This window comes from Methylobacterium sp. J-090 (assembly GCF_022829345.1).
In the GTDB taxonomy this organism is placed as follows: domain Bacteria; phylum Pseudomonadota; class Alphaproteobacteria; order Rhizobiales; family Beijerinckiaceae; genus Methylobacterium.
Map to the genome: position 1 here is coordinate 91,720 of NZ_JAKSXV010000031.1, position 21,124 is coordinate 112,843.

General features: G+C 70.3%; 17 protein-coding genes. 11 read left to right on the forward strand and 6 right to left on the reverse strand.

Annotation, left to right across the window (positions count from 1 at the left end):
* The first annotated feature begins 50 nt into the window (after positions 1-50).
* From MKK49_RS04895 to panC, 3 genes are all read left to right on the forward strand, one after another.
* The gene (locus tag MKK49_RS04895; RefSeq protein ID WP_244026936.1) at positions 51-1,313 is read left to right on the forward strand and encodes a hypothetical protein; all 1,263 of its coding nucleotides are present in this window, start codon (positions 51-53) and stop codon (positions 1,311-1,313) included.
* A gap of 105 nt (positions 1,314-1,418) precedes the next feature.
* On the forward strand, positions 1,419-1,766 hold the full coding sequence (locus MKK49_RS04900; protein ID WP_244026937.1) for a hypothetical protein: 348 nt from the start codon (positions 1,419-1,421) through the stop codon (positions 1,764-1,766).
* A 100-nt stretch (positions 1,767-1,866) separates the two neighbouring features.
* On the forward strand, positions 1,867-2,727 hold the full coding sequence (gene panC / locus MKK49_RS04905) for a pantoate--beta-alanine ligase (protein ID WP_244026938.1): 861 nt from the start codon (positions 1,867-1,869) through the stop codon (positions 2,725-2,727).
* Here the strand turns inward: panC and MKK49_RS04910 are convergent.
* The 5 genes from MKK49_RS04910 to MKK49_RS04930 all read right to left on the reverse strand — a co-directional run bounded on the left by MKK49_RS04910 (position 2,717) and on the right by MKK49_RS04930 (position 8,380).
* Positions 2,717-3,934 carry an alpha/beta hydrolase family esterase gene (locus MKK49_RS04910; RefSeq protein ID WP_244026939.1) on the reverse strand — a complete coding sequence of 406 codons (1,218 nt, stop codon included), beginning with the start codon at positions 3,932-3,934 and terminating at the stop codon, positions 2,717-2,719. The genes panC and MKK49_RS04910 overlap by 11 nt on opposite strands.
* 74 nt (positions 3,935-4,008) lie before the next feature.
* Positions 4,009-4,401: a CopG family transcriptional regulator gene (locus MKK49_RS04915; RefSeq protein ID WP_244026940.1), complete on the reverse strand. Its 393-nt coding sequence runs from the start codon at positions 4,399-4,401 to the stop codon at positions 4,009-4,011.
* A 200-nt stretch (positions 4,402-4,601) separates the two neighbouring features.
* On the reverse strand, positions 4,602-6,854 hold the full coding sequence (locus MKK49_RS04920; protein ID WP_244026941.1) for a xanthine dehydrogenase family protein molybdopterin-binding subunit: 2,253 nt from the start codon (positions 6,852-6,854) through the stop codon (positions 4,602-4,604).
* Positions 6,855-6,866: 12 nt separating this feature from the next.
* Positions 6,867-7,877, reverse strand: a complete 1,011-nt coding sequence (locus MKK49_RS04925; protein ID WP_244026942.1) for an FAD binding domain-containing protein — start codon at positions 7,875-7,877, stop codon at positions 6,867-6,869.
* The gene (locus tag MKK49_RS04930) at positions 7,874-8,380 is read right to left on the reverse strand and encodes a (2Fe-2S)-binding protein (protein ID WP_244026943.1); all 507 of its coding nucleotides are present in this window, start codon (positions 8,378-8,380) and stop codon (positions 7,874-7,876) included. Before MKK49_RS04930 ends, MKK49_RS04925 begins: the two co-directional genes overlap by 4 nt.
* Positions 8,381-8,594: 214 nt before the next feature.
* Between MKK49_RS04930 and MKK49_RS04935 the strand changes: the two genes are divergently transcribed.
* From MKK49_RS04935 to gltX, 8 genes are all read left to right on the forward strand, one after another.
* Positions 8,595-9,992, forward strand: coding sequence for a M20/M25/M40 family metallo-hydrolase (locus tag MKK49_RS04935; protein WP_244026944.1), 1,398 nt, complete (start codon positions 8,595-8,597; stop codon positions 9,990-9,992).
* A gap of 37 nt (positions 9,993-10,029) precedes the next feature.
* Positions 10,030-10,698, forward strand: a complete 669-nt coding sequence (locus MKK49_RS04940) for a hypothetical protein (protein ID WP_244026945.1) — start codon at positions 10,030-10,032, stop codon at positions 10,696-10,698.
* Positions 10,695-12,545, forward strand: a complete 1,851-nt coding sequence (locus MKK49_RS04945; RefSeq protein WP_244026946.1) for a glycosyltransferase — start codon at positions 10,695-10,697, stop codon at positions 12,543-12,545. Before MKK49_RS04940 ends, MKK49_RS04945 begins: the two co-directional genes overlap by 4 nt.
* Entirely contained in the window at positions 12,542-14,596 is a 2,055-nt protein-coding gene (locus MKK49_RS04950) for a glycosyltransferase (RefSeq protein WP_244026947.1), read from the forward strand. The genes MKK49_RS04945 and MKK49_RS04950 overlap by 4 nt, the downstream gene beginning before the upstream one ends.
* The gene (locus MKK49_RS04955; protein WP_244026948.1) at positions 14,593-15,459 is read left to right on the forward strand and encodes a hypothetical protein; all 867 of its coding nucleotides are present in this window, start codon (positions 14,593-14,595) and stop codon (positions 15,457-15,459) included. The genes MKK49_RS04950 and MKK49_RS04955 overlap by 4 nt, the downstream gene beginning before the upstream one ends.
* A gap of 96 nt (positions 15,460-15,555) precedes the next feature.
* Positions 15,556-16,728, forward strand: coding sequence for an FIST N-terminal domain-containing protein (locus MKK49_RS04960; RefSeq protein ID WP_244026949.1), 1,173 nt, complete (start codon positions 15,556-15,558; stop codon positions 16,726-16,728).
* A gap of 10 nt (positions 16,729-16,738) precedes the next feature.
* Positions 16,739-18,091, forward strand: a complete 1,353-nt coding sequence (locus tag MKK49_RS04965; RefSeq protein WP_244026950.1) for a hybrid sensor histidine kinase/response regulator — start codon at positions 16,739-16,741, stop codon at positions 18,089-18,091.
* Between the two features lie 10 nt (positions 18,092-18,101).
* Positions 18,102-19,448, forward strand: a complete 1,347-nt coding sequence (gltX, locus tag MKK49_RS04970; RefSeq protein WP_244026951.1) for a glutamate--tRNA ligase — start codon at positions 18,102-18,104, stop codon at positions 19,446-19,448.
* A 126-nt stretch (positions 19,449-19,574) separates the two neighbouring features.
* Here the strand turns inward: gltX and MKK49_RS04975 are convergent, their stop codons facing one another.
* Positions 19,575-21,059, reverse strand: a complete 1,485-nt coding sequence (locus MKK49_RS04975) for a PAS domain-containing methyl-accepting chemotaxis protein (RefSeq protein ID WP_244026952.1) — start codon at positions 21,057-21,059, stop codon at positions 19,575-19,577.
* Positions 21,060-21,124 lie beyond the last annotated feature (65 nt).

Here is a 21,124-nt window from a genome sequence, read left to right on the forward strand (position 1 = left end):
CCAGGAGAGGGGACCCGCGCTCGTCTCGAAATTGGTTCGCGCGTGCGAGCATGGGCGCATTCGCAGCCTGCGTTCTGCCAATCCTGCTTCTCTTCTCCATCCCCGCCCGCGCCGAGATCGACCCCGGCGACCTCACCCTCACGGTGACCCCGGAGCGCAACGGCAACGCCGATCCGTTCTCCCGCGAGATGGTGCTGCTGCGCATCCACGGGGTCTACCGCCAGCCGATCCTGCTGGAGGAGGTGATCCAGCCGTCGCTGGCGAACTTCAGCTGGACCCAACTCGGCCGCGACCTCTGGACGAAAACGAAAATGCCCGATGGGCAGAACGCCATCGCCTTCGACCGGGTGGTGGCGGTCTTCCCGCACCATGCGGGCGACTTCACCATCGAGCCGTTCCTCCATCGCCTCACCATCAACGACGGCGGCGTCCGCAAAGTGGTCGACGTGCCCTCGCCCCCGGTGCAGCTCTCCGTGGCCAACTGGACGAAGCCCGTGGGCGGCCCCGACGCCAAGGAGCCGTGGTGGCTGCCGGCCCGCGAGGTCACCATCACGGATTCCTGGAGTCCCGACCCGGAGACGGTGAAAATCGGCGAGAGCACCCGGCGCATCGTCACCCTGGAGGCCCACGGCATGGTCGCCGAAGGCCTGCCGCCCCGGCCGGTCATGCGCACGCGCGGCATCCTCACCTTCGCCGGCCCCGTGACCCGCGAGACCATCATCACCCCCACGGGCCCCATCGCCCGGGCGACCTACCAGTGGGACGTCCGGCCGGCCATCGCGGAGGTGATCCCGTTGGATGCCATCGTCATCCCGTGGTTCGACACCGTGTCGCGCACCCTGCGCGAGGCGGAGATCCCGGCCCGGCAGATCGGCGGCGGCCTGCCCGACCGCGACGAGGACGCCAAGCCCGTGGCGCCCGCTTCGCCCATCGCCGTCATGGCGGCGGCCCTGGCCGCGTTCGGCCTCGGTCTGGCGCTCATCGGGTTCGGGGCGCCGAAGCGGCCGCGTCCGCGCCTCGACCGTGCCACCCGGGGTGCCCTCGCCAGGGCCGCCGCCGCCGGTGATGCGGTCGCATTTCGGACCCACCTCGCGCCCGTCCTCCAGCGGGCACCGGACCTCGCGCGGGCCTGGCGTGCCAATCCCGAGATCACCGCCGGCCTCGATGCCCTCGACGGCGCCCTCTACGGGCGCGGCCCGGCGACCGCCCTCGATCTGCCCGACCTCGCCCGCCGCCTCTCGCGGCCGGTCCCCGGTTCGACCCACTCGGTCCCGGACCGGGGACGGCTGGCCGACCTCGACGGGCGGACCTGACACGTCGTCATGGTTAACCATCGGTTTACGCCCCTCTGCCAACCCTGGCGCGCAGGGAGCGGAGCGATGCGGGTGAGGTCGGAGACGAGGAAACGGCGGTATCCGATGGGCCTGATCGCCCTCTCGCTCCTGGCCGGCTCGCCCGTCCGCGCGGCGGATTTCACCGAAACCGGCCGACGCTTCGACGACCCGGAGGCGGCCTACGCCGAACCCCTGCCGCGCTACTTCCCCCGGGCTGACGGTGACGGCCCCGCGGTGCGGCATTTGCCCATTCCGCGCCGGCAGATCGCCGGCTGCATCCCGCGCCGGGTGCCTGTGCCCACCGACCGGTCGGGCGATCCGAGTTACGTCGGCTCCGCCTACGGTCTCGGCAAGCCGAGCTATTACGGGTTCACGCCGCCGCTCGGCGTCGACGATCCCTACGGCCGGCCGCTGCTGCCCTACTGTCCCTGACGACTGGCGCCGGAGCGGCGGGGCGATTAGGTCTGCGCCCATGCCCGCGATCCCATGCGCACGATCCGAAAGACTGCGCGCGACCCAGACGGAGCCTCCCGTGTCCGATCAAGCCATCCTCCGGTTCGAGGCCGTGGCCCCCTTGCGGGCGCAGGTCGCGGTGTGGCGCCGCGCCGGCGAGTCCGTGGTGCTGGTGCCGACCATGGGCGCCCTGCACGCCGGCCACCTCGCTCTCGTGGCGCGGGCGCGCGACCTCGGACGCCGCGTGGTGGCGAGCATCTTCGTCAACCCGACGCAGTTCGGCCCCACCGAGGATTTTTCGCGGTATCCGCGCGACACCGAGGCCGACCTTCGCCTGTTGGCCGAAGCCGGGGCGGACGCCGCCTACCTGCCCGACGTCGCCACCATGTACCCGCCCGACTTCTCCACCCGCATCGAGGTCGATGGCCTCACGCAGGGCCTGTGCGGCGCATTCCGGCCGGGACATTTCTCCGGGGTCGCCACCGTGGTGACGAAGCTCCTCAACCAAGCCCGGCCCGACATCGCCCTGTTCGGCGAGAAGGACTACCAGCAGCTCCTGGTGATCCGCCGCGCCGTGCGCGACCTCGACCTGCCCGTGGCGATCCTGGGCGTGCCGACCCTGCGGGAGTCCGACGGCCTCGCCCTGTCCTCGCGCAACCGCTACTTGAGCGCGGAGGAGCGGGCTGTGGCGCCCCGGCTGCACGCGGTCCTGACCGGCATTGCCGAGGGCCTGTCGGCGGGGGCCGAGGCGGGGCCGCTCCTGGCCGAGGGGCACGCCGCCCTGGAAGCCGCCGGCTTCGCGCCCGTGCAGTACCTCGACATCCGCGATGCCGAGACCCTGGCGCCGGTCACACGGGCCGATCGCCCCGTGCGGGTCCTGGCGGCGGCCTATCTCGGCCGCACCCGCCTCATCGACAATGTCGCCGCGCTCAGGCCTTGAGCGGGTTGGCCAGGAAGAAGTTCAGCATGGCGCGCGACGCGTCCGGCCCGCGCGGATCGGTGTAGCTCCCCGCAATGGTGCCGCCGGACCAGGCATGACCGAGGCCCCGCACCATCCAGCTCTCGACGGAGACGTGACCCTTCGTGTCGGCGTAGCGGGTGCGGAGGTAGGGCAGGCCGCCCGCGCTGACGGCCTCCGTGGTCTCGGGCGTCAGACCGCCGATGCCCGCCTGAGCCAGGGCCTGGGCGCCGTTGCGCGGATTGACCGTGCCGTCGCTCTCGCCGTGGAAGACGATGGTCGGCATCGGGGTCACGGGAGCGATGCAATCCGCTTCGGCCACGGGACCCAGGCGCATCACCGTCAGGGCCGCCGAGACATCACGGGCGCAGCCCGCCGCCAGCCCCGAATGGATGCCCACGGCTGCGAACAGTTCGGGGTAGGCATGGGCTACGTTGGCCGCCGCCGCTCCGCCCGCCGACAGGCCGGCGATGAAGACCTGACGCGGATCGATCCCGTACTCGGCGATCACCGCCCGGGTCAGGCCGGCGATGATGCCGGTCTCGCCGGCCTCGCGGTCCTGCTCGCCGGGCTGGAACCAGTTCCAGCAGCGCTGGCCGTTGGCCCGGCTGGACTGGCCCGGATAGGCGACGGTGAACCCGTGCGCCTCGGCCAGCGCGTTCATCCCGGTGCCGGCGGCGAAGTCGTCGGGCGACTGGCTGCAGCCATGGAGCATCACCACGAGGGGACGGTTGCGCGCCCGTGAGCCGGGCACGAACAGCTTGTAGTCGCGCGTCCCGTGCTCGCCGGTGAAGGAGCGCTCGACGAACCTGTCCTCGTCCCGGACGGATTCGGGCTCCATCACCTGGCGGCCGAGCACATCCAGCCCGCGCTGACCCGGCTCCTGCGCGCCGCCGCCCAAGCCCTGCACGCCCAAGCCCTGCACGCCCAGGCCATGAAGGACCGGGGCGACGCTGCGCCCGAGACCCTGCGTCACGGTCTCCACCACCTTGCGCAGGCGGTCGGTGAGACCGGCCTCGGCCGTGTGGGAGACCGCGCCCTGCGGCTCGTTCATGCCGTTGGTCTTGCCGTCGCCCAAGCTGCGCTGGATCAGCGCCGAGGCGTCGCCCAGGCGTCCGTTGGCGGTGAGGCGGGTCGCCTCCATCATGTCCGCCATGCGGTCCTGCATCCGGTTCTGTTGATCGCTCATCGAAACAATCGCTTTCAGGCTCGATGCGACGCGGGGAACGGACGAGCGGTCCGGGGCGCAAATCGGGAGGAAGGTCAGCGCAGGCGGTCGGCCAAGGCTGCCTTGACGGCCGGGCTCGCCTGCAGGCTGCCCATGACCTCGATGGACGCGATGGCGGCGCGTGCCAGTTCGGGAGAGACGTCGGCAGCGATGCTGGCCAGCCCCAGGACGCGGATGTCGAGGGTGGTGCCGGCATCGCGGTGGGCTTCGAGATCGGCGCGGCCGTAGCGGCGCAGGCCGAGTTCCACCCGCTTGCGCGCCACGGACTGGCGCGTCACCTCGGCGTGCCGCTCGATCTGGTTGCGCACGGCCGTGCGGATGAAGTCGGATCGGTTGGCGTAGACGCTCTCGGACACGAGAAGATCGATGTGTCCGAGATCGACGTAGCCGAGATTGATCGTGATCTTTTCGCTGTCCCCGATCCGCATCGCGGGTCGAGCCTTGTCCATTATCCCGAGCACGGCCAACTCCAATACCATCCGCCAGGATGGTATATGGAGGACCTATGGTGCGGCGCAATATGAAATATTGCGCCGCACTCTCAGGCATTATCGTATGAGGTGGGTGGCTCCGGGCAGCGCGTCGTCCACGGGTCCGGCGCGATGAATCTCCGGAGACGTCGGACCATTCAGCCCAGGATCTTGTCGATGGTGATGGGCAGGTCCCGGATGCGCTTGCCGGTGGCGTGGAACACCGCGTTGGCCACCGCCGCCGCCGTGCCGACGATACCGATCTCGCCGAGCCCCTTTACCCCCATGGGGTTGGCCTTGTCCTCTTCGTCGACGAAGATCACGTCGATGTCGTGGATGTCGGCATTCACAGGTACGTGATATTCGCCGAGATTGTGATTCATGAACCGGCCGAGCGTGTGGTCGAGCATCGATTCCTCCTCGAGGGCCGAGCCGATCCCCATGACCACGCCGCCGAGGATCTGGCTGCGCGCGGTCTTGAGGTTGATGATCTTGCCGGCCGCGATGGCCGAGACCACGCGGGTGACGCGCACCACACCGAGATCTTCGTCGATCTTCACCTCCGCGAACACGGCCGAGTGGGTGTAGGGCGCGAACGCCTTCTGGTGGGCGGCATCCGGCCCGGCCGAGCCCGTGGCCTCCAGCCTGTCGGTGCCGGTGGCTTTCAGCACGTCCGTGATGGCGATGCCGCGCGTCTCGTCGCCCGTGACCTGAATGCGACCGTCCTGGAACACGGCCCGTTCGAAATCGACGTTGGCGAGCGGCGAATCGTCGAGGCCGCGCGCCAGGGCGAAGAGCTGCCCGGCGATGTCCTGACAGGCGCGCATCACCGCCGTGCCGGAGGAGGCCGCCGTCCACGAGCCGCCGGCCAGCGGCGCCTCGGCGAGGTTGGTGTCGCCGAGCTTCGTCGTCACGTCCTCCATCCGCAGGCCGAGGGTGTCGGCGGCGATCTGGGTGAGGATCGTGTAGGTCCCGGTGCCGATGTCGCCGGTGGAATTGCCGACTTCGAGCCGGCCGTCGGCCGTGAGCGTCGCCTTGGCGCTCGACTGCATCATCATCGATTCCCAGATGCCCGTCGCCATGCCCCAACCGACGAGTTCGCGCCCGTCGCGCATGGAGCGGGGCTCCGGGTTGCGGGTCGACCAGCCGAAGCGCTCGGCGCCCTCCGCGAAGCAGGCGCGCAGGGATTTCGAGCTGAACGGCTTGCCCTCAGTGCGGTCCGACTCGCTGTAGTTCTTGAGGCGCAGGGCGATGGGGTCCTGCCCCGTCTCGTGGGCGAGTTCGTCCATGGCGATTTCGAGCGCCATCACGCCCGTCACGGCACCGGGGGCGCGCATGTCGGAGGGGGTGTAGGTGTCGAGCTGGGCGAGCTTGTAGGTGAGGGCGACGTTGTCGCAGGCGTAGAGCACGCCCGACCAGTTCACGACGACCTCCTGATAATCCTCGAAGTTCGAGGTGCCGGAGATGGCCTCGTGCCGGATCGACCGGAGGCCTCCCTCGGCATCGGACCCGAGCGACACGGTCTGCAGCACGTCGGGGCGGTAGCCGAACGAGAACATCTGGTCGCGGGTCAGCACCACCCGCACCGAGCGTTCGAGCGCCCGGGCGGCGAGCACGGCGAGGAACAGCTGGTATTGCGGGCGCAGGCCCGAGCCGAAGCCGCCGCCGAGATACGGGTTGAGGACGCGGACATCCTCCTTCTTCATCCCGAACACCCCGGCGATGTAGCCGTGCGTGTTCGCGACCCCCTGGATCTTGTCGTAGACGGTGATCTTGCCGTCGCCGTCCCACACCACTGTGGAAGCGTGGGGCTCCATCGGGTTGTGGTGCTCCACGGCCAGACGGTAATCCTGCGAGACCTTGATGGGCGCGGATTCGAACGCGCCCGGCGCATCGCCCCACGGGGCCGGCGGCGGCTTGATGCCCGAGCGCTTCTTCGGCGGCTCGTAGGCTAGCTCTCGCTGGGCAGTCAGATCCGTGGTCGGTGCCTCGGCCGCGTAGGTGACGGTCACCAGGGACGCGGCGTGGCGCGCGGTGTCGAAATCCTCCGCCACCACGAGGGCGACGGGCTGGCCGCTGTAGTGGATCCTGTCGTCGTAGAGGGCCCGGAACGGCGAGCCGGGGGGGGCCACCACGTCCTGGTAATTGTAGTCGAGCCACGCCGTACGCGGGCGGTTCTCGTGGGTGAGAACCTTGATCACCCCCGGCACGGCCTCGGCGGCCGACGTGTCGATGGCGGTGATGCGTCCGCGCGCGATGCCGCTCGACACGACGTAGCCGTGAGCGAGGTCGGGCGCGGAGAATTCGCCCGCGTACTTCGCCTGACCGGTGACCTTGGCCGGGCCGTCGACGCGGCTGCGCGCCGTGCCGACATAGGTGTCCGTGCCGGAGGCGTTGATGGAATTGGCCATGTGCGAAAACCTCTAGGCGATGCGCTTGTCGGACTGCGACTGAGGCGTGCCGGCAGCGGCCTGGAACAGGCCGCGAATGATGGCGCGCCGCGCAAGCTCGACCTTGAACGCGTTCTCGGATTGGGGCTGGGCCGCGGCCACCACGATGTTGGCGGCGGCGGCGAAGGTCTCGTGCGTCGCCGGCTTGCCGGCGAGAAAGGCTTCGGCTTCCGCGTCGCGCCATGGCTTGTGGGCGACGCCGCCGAGGGCAAAGCGGGCGGACTGGATGGTGTCGCCGTCGAGCGTCATCACCACCGCCACCGAGACCAGGGCGAAGGCGTACGAGAGCCGGTCGCGCAGCTTGAGGTAGGTGTGGTGCGGTCCGAAATCCTCGTCGGGCAGATCGACGGAGAGGACGATCTCGCCCGGTTTGAGGGTGGTGTCGCGCTCAGGCGCGTCGCCGGGCAGGCGATGGTACTCGGAAAACGGGATCGTGCGCTCACCCTCGGGCCCGGCGACTCGAACCACCGCGTCGAGGGCGGCCAGGCCCACGCACATGTCGGAGGGGTGCGTGGCGATGCAGTCCGGGCTGGTGCCGAAGATCGCGTGGATGCGGTTGACGCCGCCGATGGCCGGGCAGCCGGAGCCGGGCAGGCGTTTGTTGCAGGGCGTCGCGGTGTCGTAGAAATAATAGCACCGGGTGCGCTGGTTGAGGTTGCCGCCGGTGGTGGCGGCGTTGCGCAACTGGCCCGAGGCGCCGGCGAGAATCGCGCTCGCCAGCAGTGGGTAGCGCGCGGTGACGGTGTCGTCGTACGCCACCGTGGAATTGGTCACGAGCGCGCCGATGCTGAGCCCCCCGTCGCGGGCCTCGATGGTGTCGAGGGGCAGGCGGGTGATGTCGACGAGCCGGCCGGGCTGCTCGACATTGTACTTCATCAGGTCGACGAGGTTGGTGCCGCCGGCGATGAAGCGGGCGTTGCCCCCCGCCACCGCCTTCACGGCATCGGCGACGGTCTCGGGGCGGACGTAATCGAAGCGGTTCATTTCGCGGCTCCCGCGTGCATCACGTCTTCGATGGCATCGACGATGTTGGTGTAGGCGCCGCAGCGGCAGATGTTGCCGCTCATCGCCTCGCGGATCTCTTCGCGGGACTGGGCGTGGCCCTCGGTCATCATGCCCACCGCCGAGCAGAGCTGGCCGGGGGTGCAGTAGCCGCACTGGAACGCGTCGTGCTCGACGAAGGCCGCCTGGAGCGGGTGCAGGCCGGCGCCCTCGCTGAGACCCTCGACGGTGGTGATGCTGGCCCCGTCCTTCATCACGGCAAGCGCCAGGCACGAATTGATGCGCACCCCGTCGACCAGCACCGTGCAGGCGCCGCACTGGCCGTGGTCGCAGCCCTTCTTGGTGCCGGTGAGATCGAGATCCTCGCGCAGGAGATCCAACAGGGTAGTCCAGGGGGCCACGTCGAGGGTGCGGGCCTGCCCGTTGATCGTCAGGCTGATGGCGATGGTGTTCGCCGGGCCCGGCGAGCCGCTTTCGATGAGCATGGCGTGTGTCCGTGACAGGAGCGGCGGCCATCGCGGCCGCCGGATTTCAGGAATTTCGTCGAGACGGCCGGGCGGGGAAAATCATCCACCGGCAGCCGGTCTTTTCGATAACCGTTCCAGATTGGCGGTGTTCCCTGGCCGCATCCCGGGCATGGGTTTGCACCGTCCCGGCGCCTCGGCTAACCCGGTGCTGATTCCAGACGAAGGACGTTCGATGGCTGCGCTCGCTCCGGTTCTCAACGACATCGACCGCGATCTCGACAACGCCCTGGAGCGCCTGTTCGCGTTCCTGCGCATCCCCTCGGTTTCCACCGATCCGGCCTATGCCGGCCATTGCCGCGAGGCGGCGCAGTGGCTGGAAGGCACCCTGACGGCGCTCGGCTTCGAGACCGGCATCCACGAGACCTCCCTGCACCCGGTGGTCCTGGCCCACGCGCCGAAGCCCGGCACGCCGCACGTGCTGTTCTACGGCCATTACGACGTGCAGCCGGTGGACCCCCTGGCCCTATGGGAGACGCCGCCCTTCGAGCCGCGCATCGGGCTCAACGCCAAGGGTGAGAAACAGATCGTCGCGCGCGGGGCCTCCGACGACAAGGGTCAGGTGATGACCTTCATCGAGGCCTGCCGCGCCTGGAAGGCGATGGCGGGCGAACTGCCCTGCGGCGTCACCATCCTGATCGAGGGCGCCGAGGAGAACGGCTCGCAGGGCCTGCCCGAATGGGTCGCGGCCAATCGCGAAAAACTCGGGGCCGACATCGTCCTCGTGTGCGACACCAGCATGTGGAATCCGACGACGCCGGCCATCACCACGTCGCTGCGCGGGCTGGCCTATTTCGAGGTGACGGTGCGGTGCGCCGACCGCGACCTGCATTCGGGCTTCTTTGGCGGCGCCGCGCGCAACCCGATCCACGTCCTGGCGAAGATCATCGCCGACCTGCACGATTCGGAGGGCAGGGTGGCCCTGCCGGGCTTCTACGAGGGCGTGCGCGAGACCCCGCCGGAGATTCTCGACCAGTGGAAGGGCCTCGACTTCACGCCGGACAAGTTCTTGGGTCCCATCGGCCTCCACGAGCCGGCCGGCGAGCGCGGGCGCATGCTCATCGAACTCGTCCAGTCGCGCCCGGCCTGCGACGTGAACGGCATCATCGGCGGCTATACGGGCGAGGGCACCAAGACGGTGATCGCCGGGGAGGCGAGCGCCAAGGTCTCGTTCCGCCTCGTGGACGATCAGGACCCGGAGCAGCTCGCCCGGACCTTCGAGGCCTTCGTGCGCGAGCGCATCCCCGCCGACTGCTCCGTGGAGGTGGTCTGCTACAAGGGCAGCCGAGCGATCAGCCTGCCGTACGACATGCCGGAACTCGATCTGGCCCGCGCGGCGCTCGCCGAGGAATGGGGCGTGCCCGCCGTGACCATCGGGGCCGGCGGCTCGATCCCCATCGTCGGCGACTTCAAGCGCCTGCTCGACCGCAACACCCTGCTCATCGGCTTCGGCCTCGACGACGACCGCATCCACTCGCCCAACGAGAAGTACGACCTCAACAGCTTCCACAAGGGCACCCGCTCCTGGGCGCGCATCCTGGCGGCCTTCGGCGCCGCCGGGCGGGTGGGCTGAGCGCGGCGCGGGATCGCGGCGTCCACCTCCGCTCAGCATGACGATGCCCTCCGAGCAGCGGGTCGCCGGGCAGCTTTTCGCGGAGAGCGGAGGGCTGTTCGTCGCCCGCTATCCCCTGTCCACCGCCCTGCCGATTCCATTGGCCTTGAGCGAAGGAAACCTCCTGACCTGGGCATTCTGCGGCCTCGGCCGGGCGGAAGCGGTGGCCCTGATCGTGTTCGCTGCGGACGCAGCCCCTGAGAGCCTCACCGTCACGACGCATTTTCACGACCTGACGGTGACGTTTCCACCACCGCGTCCGGGTGCCGACCTCGATCCGGCGGAACGCGCGGCCCTATGCCCGGCCGTGCTCGGTGCCTTGACACCAACGACCTTCGCGCCGCTGTCCGGGCTGCTGGCCCTCCTCGGCCCCGCCCTGTCTACCCTCACCGAGATGGGTGAAGGCCCGGTCGCCCTGCCCGAACTCGCCCTGACGGGCGCGGCGACCGCGACCCTGACGGGCAGCCGCGTCCCGAACTTCGTGATGCTGCGCTCCGGCGCCCTCTGGCGCTGCCTCCGGGTCGTGCGCGCCCATCTCAGCTTCGGTGCCGCGCCCCGCGCCGTCCTCGATCTCGATCCCGTCTGGGGCGAACCCAGCGAAGGCCGGGCCGACGCCGCCCTTCTCGTTGAGGCCGGCGAGATCTTTGCGGCGCGGGTGCCGGCATGACCCGGCCGACCGTTCTCGTCGTCGCGCCGATGCCGGCGTTTCCCACCAGCGCCGGCAACCGGCGGCGCCTCGTCACCACCTGCGAATCCCTGGCGCGCGGCGGCTTTGCCGTCGATCTCGCCTACTTCGCCCACGAGGACCAGATCTACCGCCGCTTCGGCCAGCACCCGCCGACCGACGCGGCCGCCATGGCCCGCACCTTCCAGCGCACCTTCCGGATCGAGCCGCGGATGGCGGTTCCCCTCAGGACCCGGGCGCACCATTTCGGCATCGACGACTGGTGCCCCGACGAACTCGTGGACTTCGTCGCCTGGTACTGCGCGGCTCACCCGGAGACCCGCGCCGTCCTCGTCAACTACGTGTTCCTGTCGCGCTGCCTTCGGGCGGTGCCGCCCGGCATCCTCACCCTCATCGACACGCACGACCGCTTCGCCGACCGGCAGGCCCAGTACCGCCCCTTCAGGGCCGAGCCGAACTTCTTCTATACGGACGTGGCCGGCGAGGCGGCGGGCCTCGACCGGGCCGATATCGTGCTGGCGATCCAGGCCGAGGAGGCGGCCCACTTCGCGGAGATCACCCGCGCCCGCGTCCATCTCCTGCCGCCGCGCTTTCCGGAGCGCCGGCCGTTCCGCGCGCCCGAGCGCCTCGCCCGGATCGGCTTCATCGGCCACGGCAACGACCCCAACCTGTTCTCGATTCGACGCTTCGCCGAAGCCTGGAGCGCCGATTGGGTCCCGGGTCGCCCGATCCTCATGATCGCGGGCGAAATCTGCACCAGTCTCGGCAAAGCGCCGCGACCGGGTATCGAATTAGCTGGCTATGTCGAGCGACTGGAGGACTTCTACGATCGCGTCGATCTCGTGGTCGCGCCGATGCTCATGGGCAGCGGCCTCAAGATGAAGGTCGCCGAAGCCCTGTCCTTCGGTGCGCCGGTCATCGGCACCGGCATCGGCTTCGAAGGGTTCTCGCCGCGCGTGCCGGCCCATCGTTGCGGGACCGTCGCCGAGGTCAAGCTGGCGGTGCTTGCCCTTCAGGACGACACGGCCGGACTCAAGGCCCTGACCGACGCCTGCGCCCTACTCTTTGCTGGCTACAACGAGGTGACGCGGACCGGGGAGGAGACCTTTCTGGCACGTCTGCGCGACCGCGGGGGCGGGGAATCGGACAGCCGGACGGATGGGCCGTCCCCCGAGATTCCGGCCATCGGCCCTCGCACGATGGCGCTGGCCGGTGGCACCCTCACCTGCGTCACCGGCCTCGGCACGGCCGAACAGGACGATGCCGAACATGGCCTCCTCGTCGCCGTGGAGCGTGCCCCCCCGCTGGGCGCCGGTCCCTACGCGCCCGAGCGCCGGCGCTGGTTCGCGCGCCAGGGGAACGCTCCATCGCCCACCGCCGATCTCGGTCTCGCGGATGCCGAGGTCGCCCTCGCACCCGAATGGGTAAGGGCACGGCAGCTGCCGGCCGGCTTCCGCGCGGCCCTGGCGGCCGAATTCGCCGGGGTGCGGCCCGATTGGGAGGCCGGGGCACGTCTGGTCGGCACCGGTGCCGGACGCATCACCCTCACCCTGACCCTCCCGAGCCACCTCGTCTCGGGACGCCACCCCAACGCGGTCTTCCTGATCGGGCCGGACGCCCCCGTAGAGCTGCGTCTGGAAGCGGCGGCTCCTCTCAGCCTTGCCCAGGATCTGCCGTTTCGTAGCCGGACCCGCACGGACCTGGCGCCCGTGCCGGCGAGCCTCACGATCTCGGGTCTGGAATTGCCGGCAAAAGATGTTGTGTTCCTCGTCCTGCACGACGATCTCATCGGCCGCGTCGCACTGCCGGCCGCCGGACCTTGCCCATGACAGGCCTCTTCGAACCCCTCGATGCCGCCGCCGGCCGCAAGGCGGTGCTCGCCGAGGCCGCCCTGGTCTGGAACGCCCTGTTCCTCAACGATGTCCGCATCCGTTTCCAGGCCGAAGCCGCCCCGCAAATCTCCATCGTCCTGGTCGCGCGCGGTGCGCGCCACATGCTGGCCTGGACCCTCTATCGCCTCGCCGCCGGGCAGAGCCTCGCGGGCGTGCCCTTCGAGGTCATCATCGTCGACAACGCCTCCGATCCGGAGACGCGGGCCCTGTTCGCCCGGATCGACGGCGCCACCATCGTGCTGAACGACAGCAACATCGGCTTCGGCCCCGCCTGCAACGCCGGCGCGGCGCTGGCGCACGGACAGCGTCTCCTGTTCCTCAACCCCGATGTCGACCTGATGCCCGGCGCCCTGCGCGCGCTCCTCGATACCTTCTCGGAGTTCGACGCCGTCGGCATCGTCGGCGCCCGCCTCGTCTTTCCGGGCGGCCTCCTCCAGGAAGCCGGCGCGAATTTTCACGACGACGCCCAGACCACCCATCCGTACGGCCGGGGTCTCGCCGACCCCTTCGCGTCCGAGGCCTCCTTCGCCCGCGAGGTCGGCTACGTCTCGGGCGCCGTTCTGATGATCGAGGCCGCCCTGTTCAGGCAGCTCGACGGCTTCGACGACGGGTTCGCCCCGGCCTATTTCGAGGACACGGACCTGTGCGTGCGCTGCCATCAAGCGGGCCGCCGGGTGATCTACCAGCCGCGCGCCATCGCGATCCATGTCGAGAACGTCACCAGCGCCCGGCGCGACGATGTCGAGCAACTCCTCGACCGCAACCGCGCACGCTTTCGCGAGCGCCACGCCGCCTGGCTGTTCGGGCAGGGGCCCCAACGCACCGGTTTCGCTGCCCGCGACCACGATTCCTGGGCCCTGCGCATCCTCTACGTCGAGGACCGCGCGCCCCATCTCGACCTCGGTGCCGGCCTGCCGCGTGCCAACCATATCCTCAACGCCATGGCGGGCCTCGGCTACGCCGTGACGTTCTGCTCCATCCACGGCGAGCGCGAAGAGCCTGGCCAACTCTACCGCGACCTCTCCACCCGCATCGAGATCGTCGAGCCCTGCGGCGAGGAGGGGCTGCGCCGCCTCGTCCGGGAGCGGCCGGACTATTACGACGTGCTCTGGGTCAGCCGGCCGCCGAACATCGACCGGACGTGCCGTGTGCTGCACGACCTCGGCCTCACCCCCCGGGATGTCGGGCGGTCACGCGTCGTGTTCGATTCCGAAGCGGTCTTCGCCCTTCGCACCTTCGTCACCGGGGCGCTCTCCGGCGCGGCCGCCAACGGCCCCGCCCTGGCCCGGTCCTGCGCCCGCGAGGTCCGCCACTTCGCGGTGGCCGACCACGTGGTCTGCGTCTCGCAGGCCGAGGCGCGGGTGCTGCGCGCCCACGGCGTCCCCAACGCCACGGTACTGGGGCATGCGCTGCGTCCCCACCACAACCCACCGGGGTTTGCCGCCCGCGACGGCTTCGTGTTCATCGGATCGCTCGCCCGCGAGGGCGAGCCCAACATCGATTCCCTCGACTGGTTCTTCGCCGAGGTCTGGCCCCGTCTTCGAGCGCGCTTGCCGGAGGCGCATCTTACCCTCGTGGGCGCCGTGGCGCCCTCCATCCGCGAGCGGCTCACGGGCGAGGGCGTGCGCATCCTCGGCCGGGTCGAGGAGGTCGGCCCCGTCCTCGACGCCGCGCGCGCGTCGCTGGCGCCCACGCGCTTTGCCGCCGGCATCCCGCACAAGGTCCACGAGACCGTGGCGCGCGGCCTGCCGGGCGTTGTCACCCCGATCCTCGCCGCGCAGATCGGATGGCCGGACGGCACCGGCTCCCTGACCCGCGACTGGCGCGATCCGGCCGGCTTCGCCGAAGCCCTGGCGGACCTCCACACGGACGAGGTTCTCTGGACCGCGGTCCAGCGGGCGGGCCTCGCCCGCATCGGATCGGAATGCGATCCCGCCGCCTACGCGCAAACCCTGCGGCGCCTGTGCGAGGCCCCGACCTTCGCATGAGCGCCAAGCCCACCCCCCGCCAGCGGATCGTCGCGCGCGTCACGAAAATAGTTCGCCGGCTCATTCTCGGCCGGGTGCCCCGGCTGTTCGACGAGGACTTCTACCGGGCGACCTATCCGGATGTCGCCCGCACGGGTCTCGACCCCTATCTCCATTATGTCCGGCGCGGCGTCGGCCTCGGCTACGATCCGAACGCCGATTTCGACACGGCGTTCTATCGCCGCCAGAGCGGGCCGACCCGCCTCGACCCCGTGCGCCATTACCTGCGCGTGGGCGCCGCCGCCGGCCTCGATCCGAGCCCGGCCTTCAGCACTCTGATGTATCTCGCCCGCTACCCCGATGTCGGCCGGGCCGGCATCAACCCCCTGCTGCATTTCCGCCAGGACGGCCGACCCGAAGGCCGCATCGCCGCCCCCTCCGCGTCCGAGCCCGACCAATGGGTGGCGCTCGCCGGCGTGCGCGCCGCCCACCGCTGGGACTATCCCTCCGAACGGGGCCCGCGCTTCGCCCTCACCCTCCGGCGCGACGTACCCGTGACGGCCTGCCCCGACCACGCCCCCCGGATCTGCCTCGTTCTGACCCTCGACGGGGCCGAGACCGCCGCCCTCGTCGAGACCGTCGCGGGGTTTTCGCAAGGGGGCCAGGATGCCGTCACCCTTGCCTTCGACACCGCCGTGCGGCCCCATCCGCCGCGCCCGACCGCGATCCTCGCCCTGGAGCAATGTTTTCACGGGACCGGCGCGGACGGCACGGTGCTGTTGCGCTACGCCGAAGCCCGGCTCTGGGACCTCGTGCCCGAGCGGCCGCACCTGCGTGCCATCGGCCGGGGCGGCTGCCTCTCCGTTCGGGAGACCCTCCCCTGAGGCATGCTTGCACGCGCCCGGGCGGACTGACACAGTCATGCCCAGAGGGACCATAAGGACGAAACGTCCATCCCCACCAAGGCACGGGAGCGAAGCGTGAGACACGGCACGCAGGTGCGCACGCATCTGTGCGGGATCCGAACGGCCTGGACGGAAGCGTCCGAGGCCAGCGCCGCCGTGTCCGAACTCGCCGCCGCCATCGGCCCGGCCGACCTGTCGCAGATCGTGGTCTTCTTCTCGTCCGATTACTGCGTCGAGATCCTCAATCACGCCCTGGCGGAGCGCTTTCCCGCGGTGCCGGTCGCCGGTTGCACCATGTCGGGCGGGATCTGCCCGGCCGGCGGCCTCGGGCGCGGCCTCGTCCTCATCGCCTTTCCGGCGGCGGGCTTTCGCATCGTCTCGGCCGTGCTCGACGACATCGACCACCTCGATGTCGCCCGCACCGCGGCCTCCGTCCGCGCCCTGCGCCGCACCCTCGGCGGGGAGGCCGGTGAGCCGCCCTCGGGTGGGCGCTTCGCCCTCTCCCTCATCGACGGGTTGGCGAATGCCGAAGAGACCGTGGTCTCGGCCATCGCCTGGGCGCTGGACGGGATTCCCCTCGTCGGCGGTTCGGCCGGCGACGGCCTCGACTTTCGCGAGGCGACCCTCCTGCACGGCGGCGCGATCCACCGTCGGGCGGCGGTGCTGCTCCTCGTCGAGACCGCCTATCCGACGCAGATCTTCAAGAGCGACAATTTCGAGCCGACGACCACGAAGTTCGTGGTGACGGCCTCCGACGACGAGCGCCGCATCGTCTACGAACTCAACGCCGAGCCGGCGGCGCGGGAATACGCCATGGCGGTGGGGCTCGACCCGGAGGGCCTCTCACCCATGAGCTTTGCCGCCTACCCGTTGGCGGTGCGGATCGGCGGCGAGTATTTCTGCCGCTCGATCCGGCGCCTCGACCCGGAGAACGGGTCGCTCAGCTTCTTCTGCGCCATCGACGAGGGCGTGGTGCTCACCCTCGCCCGGCCGCGCGACATCGTCGCCACCACCCGGATCGAGCTCGAACGCCTCGAGGCGCAGCTCGGCGGCATCGACCTCGTCATCGGCTTCGACTGCATCCTGCGCCGCCTCGACGCCGAGCACGCTCAGGTCCGCCACGGCATCTGCGACCTCTACCGGCGCTACGACGTCGTCGGCTTCGAGACCTACGGCGAGCAGTACCGCGCCATGCACCTCAACCAGACCTTCACGGGGATCGCCATCGGGCGGCGCCTACCCGCATGACCCTCGACACATGAGTGCCACCGGCGAGCCCGAGAGCGCACACCGCATCGCCAAGCTCGAGCGCATCAACGCCGCGCTCATGGCCCATGTCGAGCGCAGCATGGACCAGCAGGGCAGCGCCTATTCGCTGTTCCAGACGGCGATCATGCTCGAGGGGCGCGTCCGCTCGCGCACAGAGGAGCTGACCGGGCTGATGCACAGCCTCGAGCGCTCCAACGCGGCCCTCGTCGCGGCCAAGGAGGAGGCGGAGACCGCCAACCGCTCGAAGACCCGCTTCCTCGCCGCCGCCAGCCACGACCTGCTCCAGCCCCTCAACGCCGCCCGCCTCTCGGCCTCGGCGCTGGCCGACATGCCGCTCGGCCCGGACGCGCGGGCGATCTCGGGCCAGATCGAGCGCGGGCTCCAGACCATCGAGGATCTGATCAAGACCCTCCTCGACATCTCCAAGCTCGATGCCGGGGTGGTGCGTCCCGTGATCCGTCCCGTGCGCCTGTCCGATCTCCTCGCCGGCATCGCCGCGAGCTTCCAGCGCAGCGCCGAGGGCAAGGGCCTGCGCCTGCACGTGCGCGGCCCGGACCGCGTCGTGGCGAGCGATCCGGTGATGCTCGGGCGCATCGTGCAGAACCTCGTCTCCAACGCCCTGCGCTACACCCGGGTGGGCGGGGTGCTCATCGCCGTGCGGGCGCGGGGCGCGGCGGCCCGCATCGAGGTCATCGACACCGGCTGCGGCATCGTCCCGGCCGAGCGCGCCCTGGTGTTCGAGGAGTTCTATCGCGGCGAGGCCGAACTCATGGATTCCGAGCCCGGCCTCGGCCTCGGCCTCTCCATCGTCCAGCGCATGGCAACGGCCCTCGGCCATCCCCTGACCCTGGCCTCCCGCCCCGGCCACGGCACCCGCGTGAGCCTGACCGTGCCCCTCGGACCCGCCTTGCCGGAGGCCGAAGCCCGGATCAGCCCCGTGGCCACGCGCCTGACCGGCGCCCGAATCCTCGTCGTCGAGAACGACCCGGCCACGGCCGACGCGCTCGCCCGTCTCCTGCGCAACTGGGACGCGGAGGTTGTCGTGGTTCGCGATCTCGCCGGGGCGAGGGCGACCGGTCCGGTGCCGGACCTGCTCATCCTCGACTACCACCTCGACAACGGCGCCTGCGGTCTCGCCGTGGCCGAGCATTTTCGCGAAGCGACCGGGCGGCTCCTGCCCGTCATCGTCACCACCGCCGACCACGGCGCCGCGATCGCGGCCGAGGTCTCGGCCCTGGGCGCGGAACTCGTCCACAAGCCGACCCGGCCGGCGGAATTGCGGGCCCTGCTCACCGCGATGCTGGCGCGCGCGGCGTTTTCCTCGGCTCCGGCCGCCTGCTAGACGGTCGCGTATGACCATCGATCACTCCGCGCCCCTCGTGCGCTTCGCGCCCTCGCCCACGGGCTACCTCCATCTCGGCAATGCCCGGCCGGCGCTGCTGAACTTTCTGTTCGCGCGGGCCCGCGGGGGGCGCTTCCTCCTGCGCCTCGACGACACCGACCGGGAGCGCTCGACGGAAGCATTCGCGCAAGCCGTCGAGACCGATCTCGCCTGGCTCGGCATCGTGCCGGACCTGCGCGCCCGCCAGTCCGACCGGGCGGCGATCCACGACGCGGCGGCCGAACGCCTCAAGGCCGCCGGCCGGCTCTATCCCTGCTACGAGACCCAGGACGAGCTGGAGCGCCGGCGCCGGCGCCAGCTCGGGCGCGGCCAGCCGCCGATCTACGACCGGGCGGCCCTCGCCCTCACGGCGTCCGAACGCGCCGCCCTGGAGGCGGAGGGGCGTACGCCCCACTGGCGGTTCAAGCTCGAGCCGCGCACGGTCTCGTGGACCGACCTCGTGCGCGGCGAGGCCCATGTCGATTGCGCCTCCCTGTCCGATCCCGTTCTGATCCGGGCGGACGGCTCCTACCTCTACACCCTGCCCTCCGTGGTGGACGACGCCGATCTCGGAATCACCCACGTGATTCGGGGCGAGGACCACGTCACCAACACCGGCGTGCAGGTGCAGATCTTCGAGGCGCTCGACCATCCGGTCCCGGTCTTCGGCCACCACAACCTGCTGACCACGGCGGACGGGGAGGGCCTGTCGAAGCGCCTCGGCCACCTGTCCCTGCGCGGTCTGCGCGAGGCCGGCTACGAGCCGGCGGCGGTGCGGTCGCTCGCGGTCCTGACGGGCTCGGCCGAGGCGGTGCGGGCGGTGGCGTCGATGGACGAACTCGCCGGCCTGGTCGATCTCGCCCATATCTCGCGGGCACCGGCCAAGTTCGATCCGCACGAACTCGATGGGCTCAACGCCCGGCTCATCCACGCCATGCCGGTGGACGAGGTCCGCCACCGCCTGAGCGCCCTCGGCGTGCCGGCGGACGTGATGGAGCCGTTCTGGCTCACGGTCCGGGCCAACCTCGCGAAGGTCGCCGAGGCCGGGGATTGGTGGCGGGTCGTGACCGGCCCGGTCTCCCCGGTGATCGCCGACCCGGCCTTCATCGCGACGGCCGCCGGCCTGCTGCCGGCCGAGCCGTGGGACGAGGGGACGTGGAAGGCCTGGACCGGGGCGGTGAAGGACCGCACGGGCGCCAAGGGCAAGGCCCTGTTCATGCCCCTGCGCCTCGCGCTCACCGGCCTGGAGCACGGCCCGGATCTGGCCGGCCTTCTCCCCCTCATCGGCCGCGCGCGGGTGCTGGAGCGGTTGTCCTAGGCAGGTTCGCGTTGGCGCGCCAATGCTTCACCCCGCTGGGCTCTTCGAGAGCTACGCCTGACCCGGTCGTTCGGACCTCGCGAATCAACCGACGCCCCTCGGCACGATGGACGAGCGAGGGTGGCCTCACCGGGCCAGGACGCGGGCGGCCTCCTTCGTCGTGTCCACGGCGCGCGAGACGTCGGTGATTGATGCGGCGATGGTCGTGACGTTCCGCGAGATGGCCCGGACGGCGTCGGCCGCCTCCTGCATGCTCGACGACATCTCGCGGGTCACGACGCTCTGCTCCTCGACCGCGGCGGAGGTGCTCACGACGTAGTCCCGCATGGCCCCCACCGAGCCCTGGATCGTGCCCAGGGCTCCGACCACCTGATCGGAGGCGGCCTGCACGCTGTCGATCTCACGTGCGATCTGGTTCGTGGCCTGGGCGGCCTGGGCCGCGAGGTTCTTGACCTCCTGCGCCACCACGGCGAAGCCGCGCCCGGCCTCGCCGGCCCGAGCCGCCTCGATCGTCGCGTTGAGCGCCAGCAGGTTGATCTGGCTGGCGATGTTCTGGATCAGCGCCACGATGCCGCTCATGGCCGTCGCCGTCGTCGTGAGGCGCTGGGTCAGCGCGCCGGCCGCGTCGACCTGGGTGCGGGCCTCGTCCGTCGCCGTGCGGGCCTTGCTCATGCTGTGCGAGATCTCCTCGACGGAGGCGGCGAGTTCCTCGGCGGCGGCGGCCATGGTCTGCACGTTGCCCGCGGTGTTGCCCGCGGCCTGGGACGCGGAGCGCGACTCCTCGGACGAGCGCAGGACGGCCGCGTCGATCGCGCCGAAATTCCGCTCGATCAGCCGTTCGAGGTCGGCGAGGAGCGCCACCTGCGCGGTGATGTCGGTCGCGAACTTCACGACCCGGGTGGGATGGCCGTTGGCATCGAGAATCGGATTGTAGGACGCCTCGATCCAGACCTCGCGCCCCCCCTTGCCGATGCGCTTGAACTGCCCCTTCTGGTGCTCGCCCTGGCGCAGCTTGGCCCAGAAGGCGGCGTAGGCGGGGCTGTCGCGCAGGGCGGGCTCGACGAACAGGCTGTGGTGCTGTCCGACGATCTCCGGCAGTGCGTAACCGACGACGGCCAGGAAGTTCGCGTTGGCCTCGGTGACCCGCCCCTGGAGATCGAAGGCGATGACCGCCTCGGCCTTGTGAATGGCCTCGATCTGCCCCTGCCGATCCGCGTCCTGAGCCTTCTGACCGGTGATGTCGGTGGCGAACTTGACGATCTTGTAGGGCTTGCCCCGGGAATCGAGCATGGGATTGTAGGAGGCTTCGATCCAGACCTTTCGGCCGCCCTTCCCGATGCGCCTGAACTGCCCGGTCTGAAACGCGCCGCACCGCAGCTTGTCCCAGAACGCGGCATAGGCCTGATTGTCCCGGATGGCAGGCTCGACGAAGAGGCTGTGATGCTTGCCTTCGATCTCATCCAGACCGTAGCCCAGCACCGCCAGAAAGTTCTCGTTGGCGCGGATGACGGTTCCATCGAGATCGAATTCGATCACGCCCTGTGATCGCTCGATCGCCGCGATCTTCGCGGTCGTATCGGATTTCGTTCTATCCATTTTACTGAAGAACATGCGCGATTGCCTTCATGGATATTCGATAGGCCTGGAATACGGACTGATATGATTTCTTGATCAGT

Bases quoted from the DNA above. Each gene is read 5' to 3' on its own strand.
- MKK49_RS04895 (WP_244026936.1), top strand. From the start codon at position 51: ATGGGCGCATTCGCAGCCTGCGTTCTGCCAATCCTGCTTCTCTTCTCC.
- MKK49_RS04900 (WP_244026937.1), top strand. From the start codon at position 1,419: ATGGGCCTGATCGCCCTCTCGCTCCTGGCCGGCTCGCCCGTCCGCGCG.
- MKK49_RS04910 (WP_244026939.1), bottom strand. From the start codon at position 3,934: ATGAGCGATCAACAGAACCGGATGCAGGACCGCATGGCGGACATGATG.
- MKK49_RS04915 (WP_244026940.1), bottom strand. From the start codon at position 4,401: ATGCGGATCGGGGACAGCGAAAAGATCACGATCAATCTCGGCTACGTC.
- MKK49_RS04920 (WP_244026941.1), bottom strand. From the start codon at position 6,854: ATGGCCAATTCCATCAACGCCTCCGGCACGGACACCTATGTCGGCACG.
- MKK49_RS04925 (WP_244026942.1), bottom strand. From the start codon at position 7,877: ATGAACCGCTTCGATTACGTCCGCCCCGAGACCGTCGCCGATGCCGTG.
- MKK49_RS04930 (WP_244026943.1), bottom strand. From the start codon at position 8,380: ATGCTCATCGAAAGCGGCTCGCCGGGCCCGGCGAACACCATCGCCATC.
- MKK49_RS04935 (WP_244026944.1), top strand. From the start codon at position 8,595: ATGGCTGCGCTCGCTCCGGTTCTCAACGACATCGACCGCGATCTCGAC.
- MKK49_RS04940 (WP_244026945.1), top strand. From the start codon at position 10,030: ATGACGATGCCCTCCGAGCAGCGGGTCGCCGGGCAGCTTTTCGCGGAG.
- MKK49_RS04945 (WP_244026946.1), top strand. From the start codon at position 10,695: ATGACCCGGCCGACCGTTCTCGTCGTCGCGCCGATGCCGGCGTTTCCC.
- MKK49_RS04950 (WP_244026947.1), top strand. From the start codon at position 12,542: ATGACAGGCCTCTTCGAACCCCTCGATGCCGCCGCCGGCCGCAAGGCG.
- MKK49_RS04955 (WP_244026948.1), top strand. From the start codon at position 14,593: ATGAGCGCCAAGCCCACCCCCCGCCAGCGGATCGTCGCGCGCGTCACG.
- MKK49_RS04965 (WP_244026950.1), top strand. From the start codon at position 16,739: ATGAGTGCCACCGGCGAGCCCGAGAGCGCACACCGCATCGCCAAGCTC.
- gltX (WP_244026951.1), top strand. From the start codon at position 18,102: ATGACCATCGATCACTCCGCGCCCCTCGTGCGCTTCGCGCCCTCGCCC.
- MKK49_RS04975 (WP_244026952.1), bottom strand. From the start codon at position 21,059: ATGTTCTTCAGTAAAATGGATAGAACGAAATCCGATACGACCGCGAAG.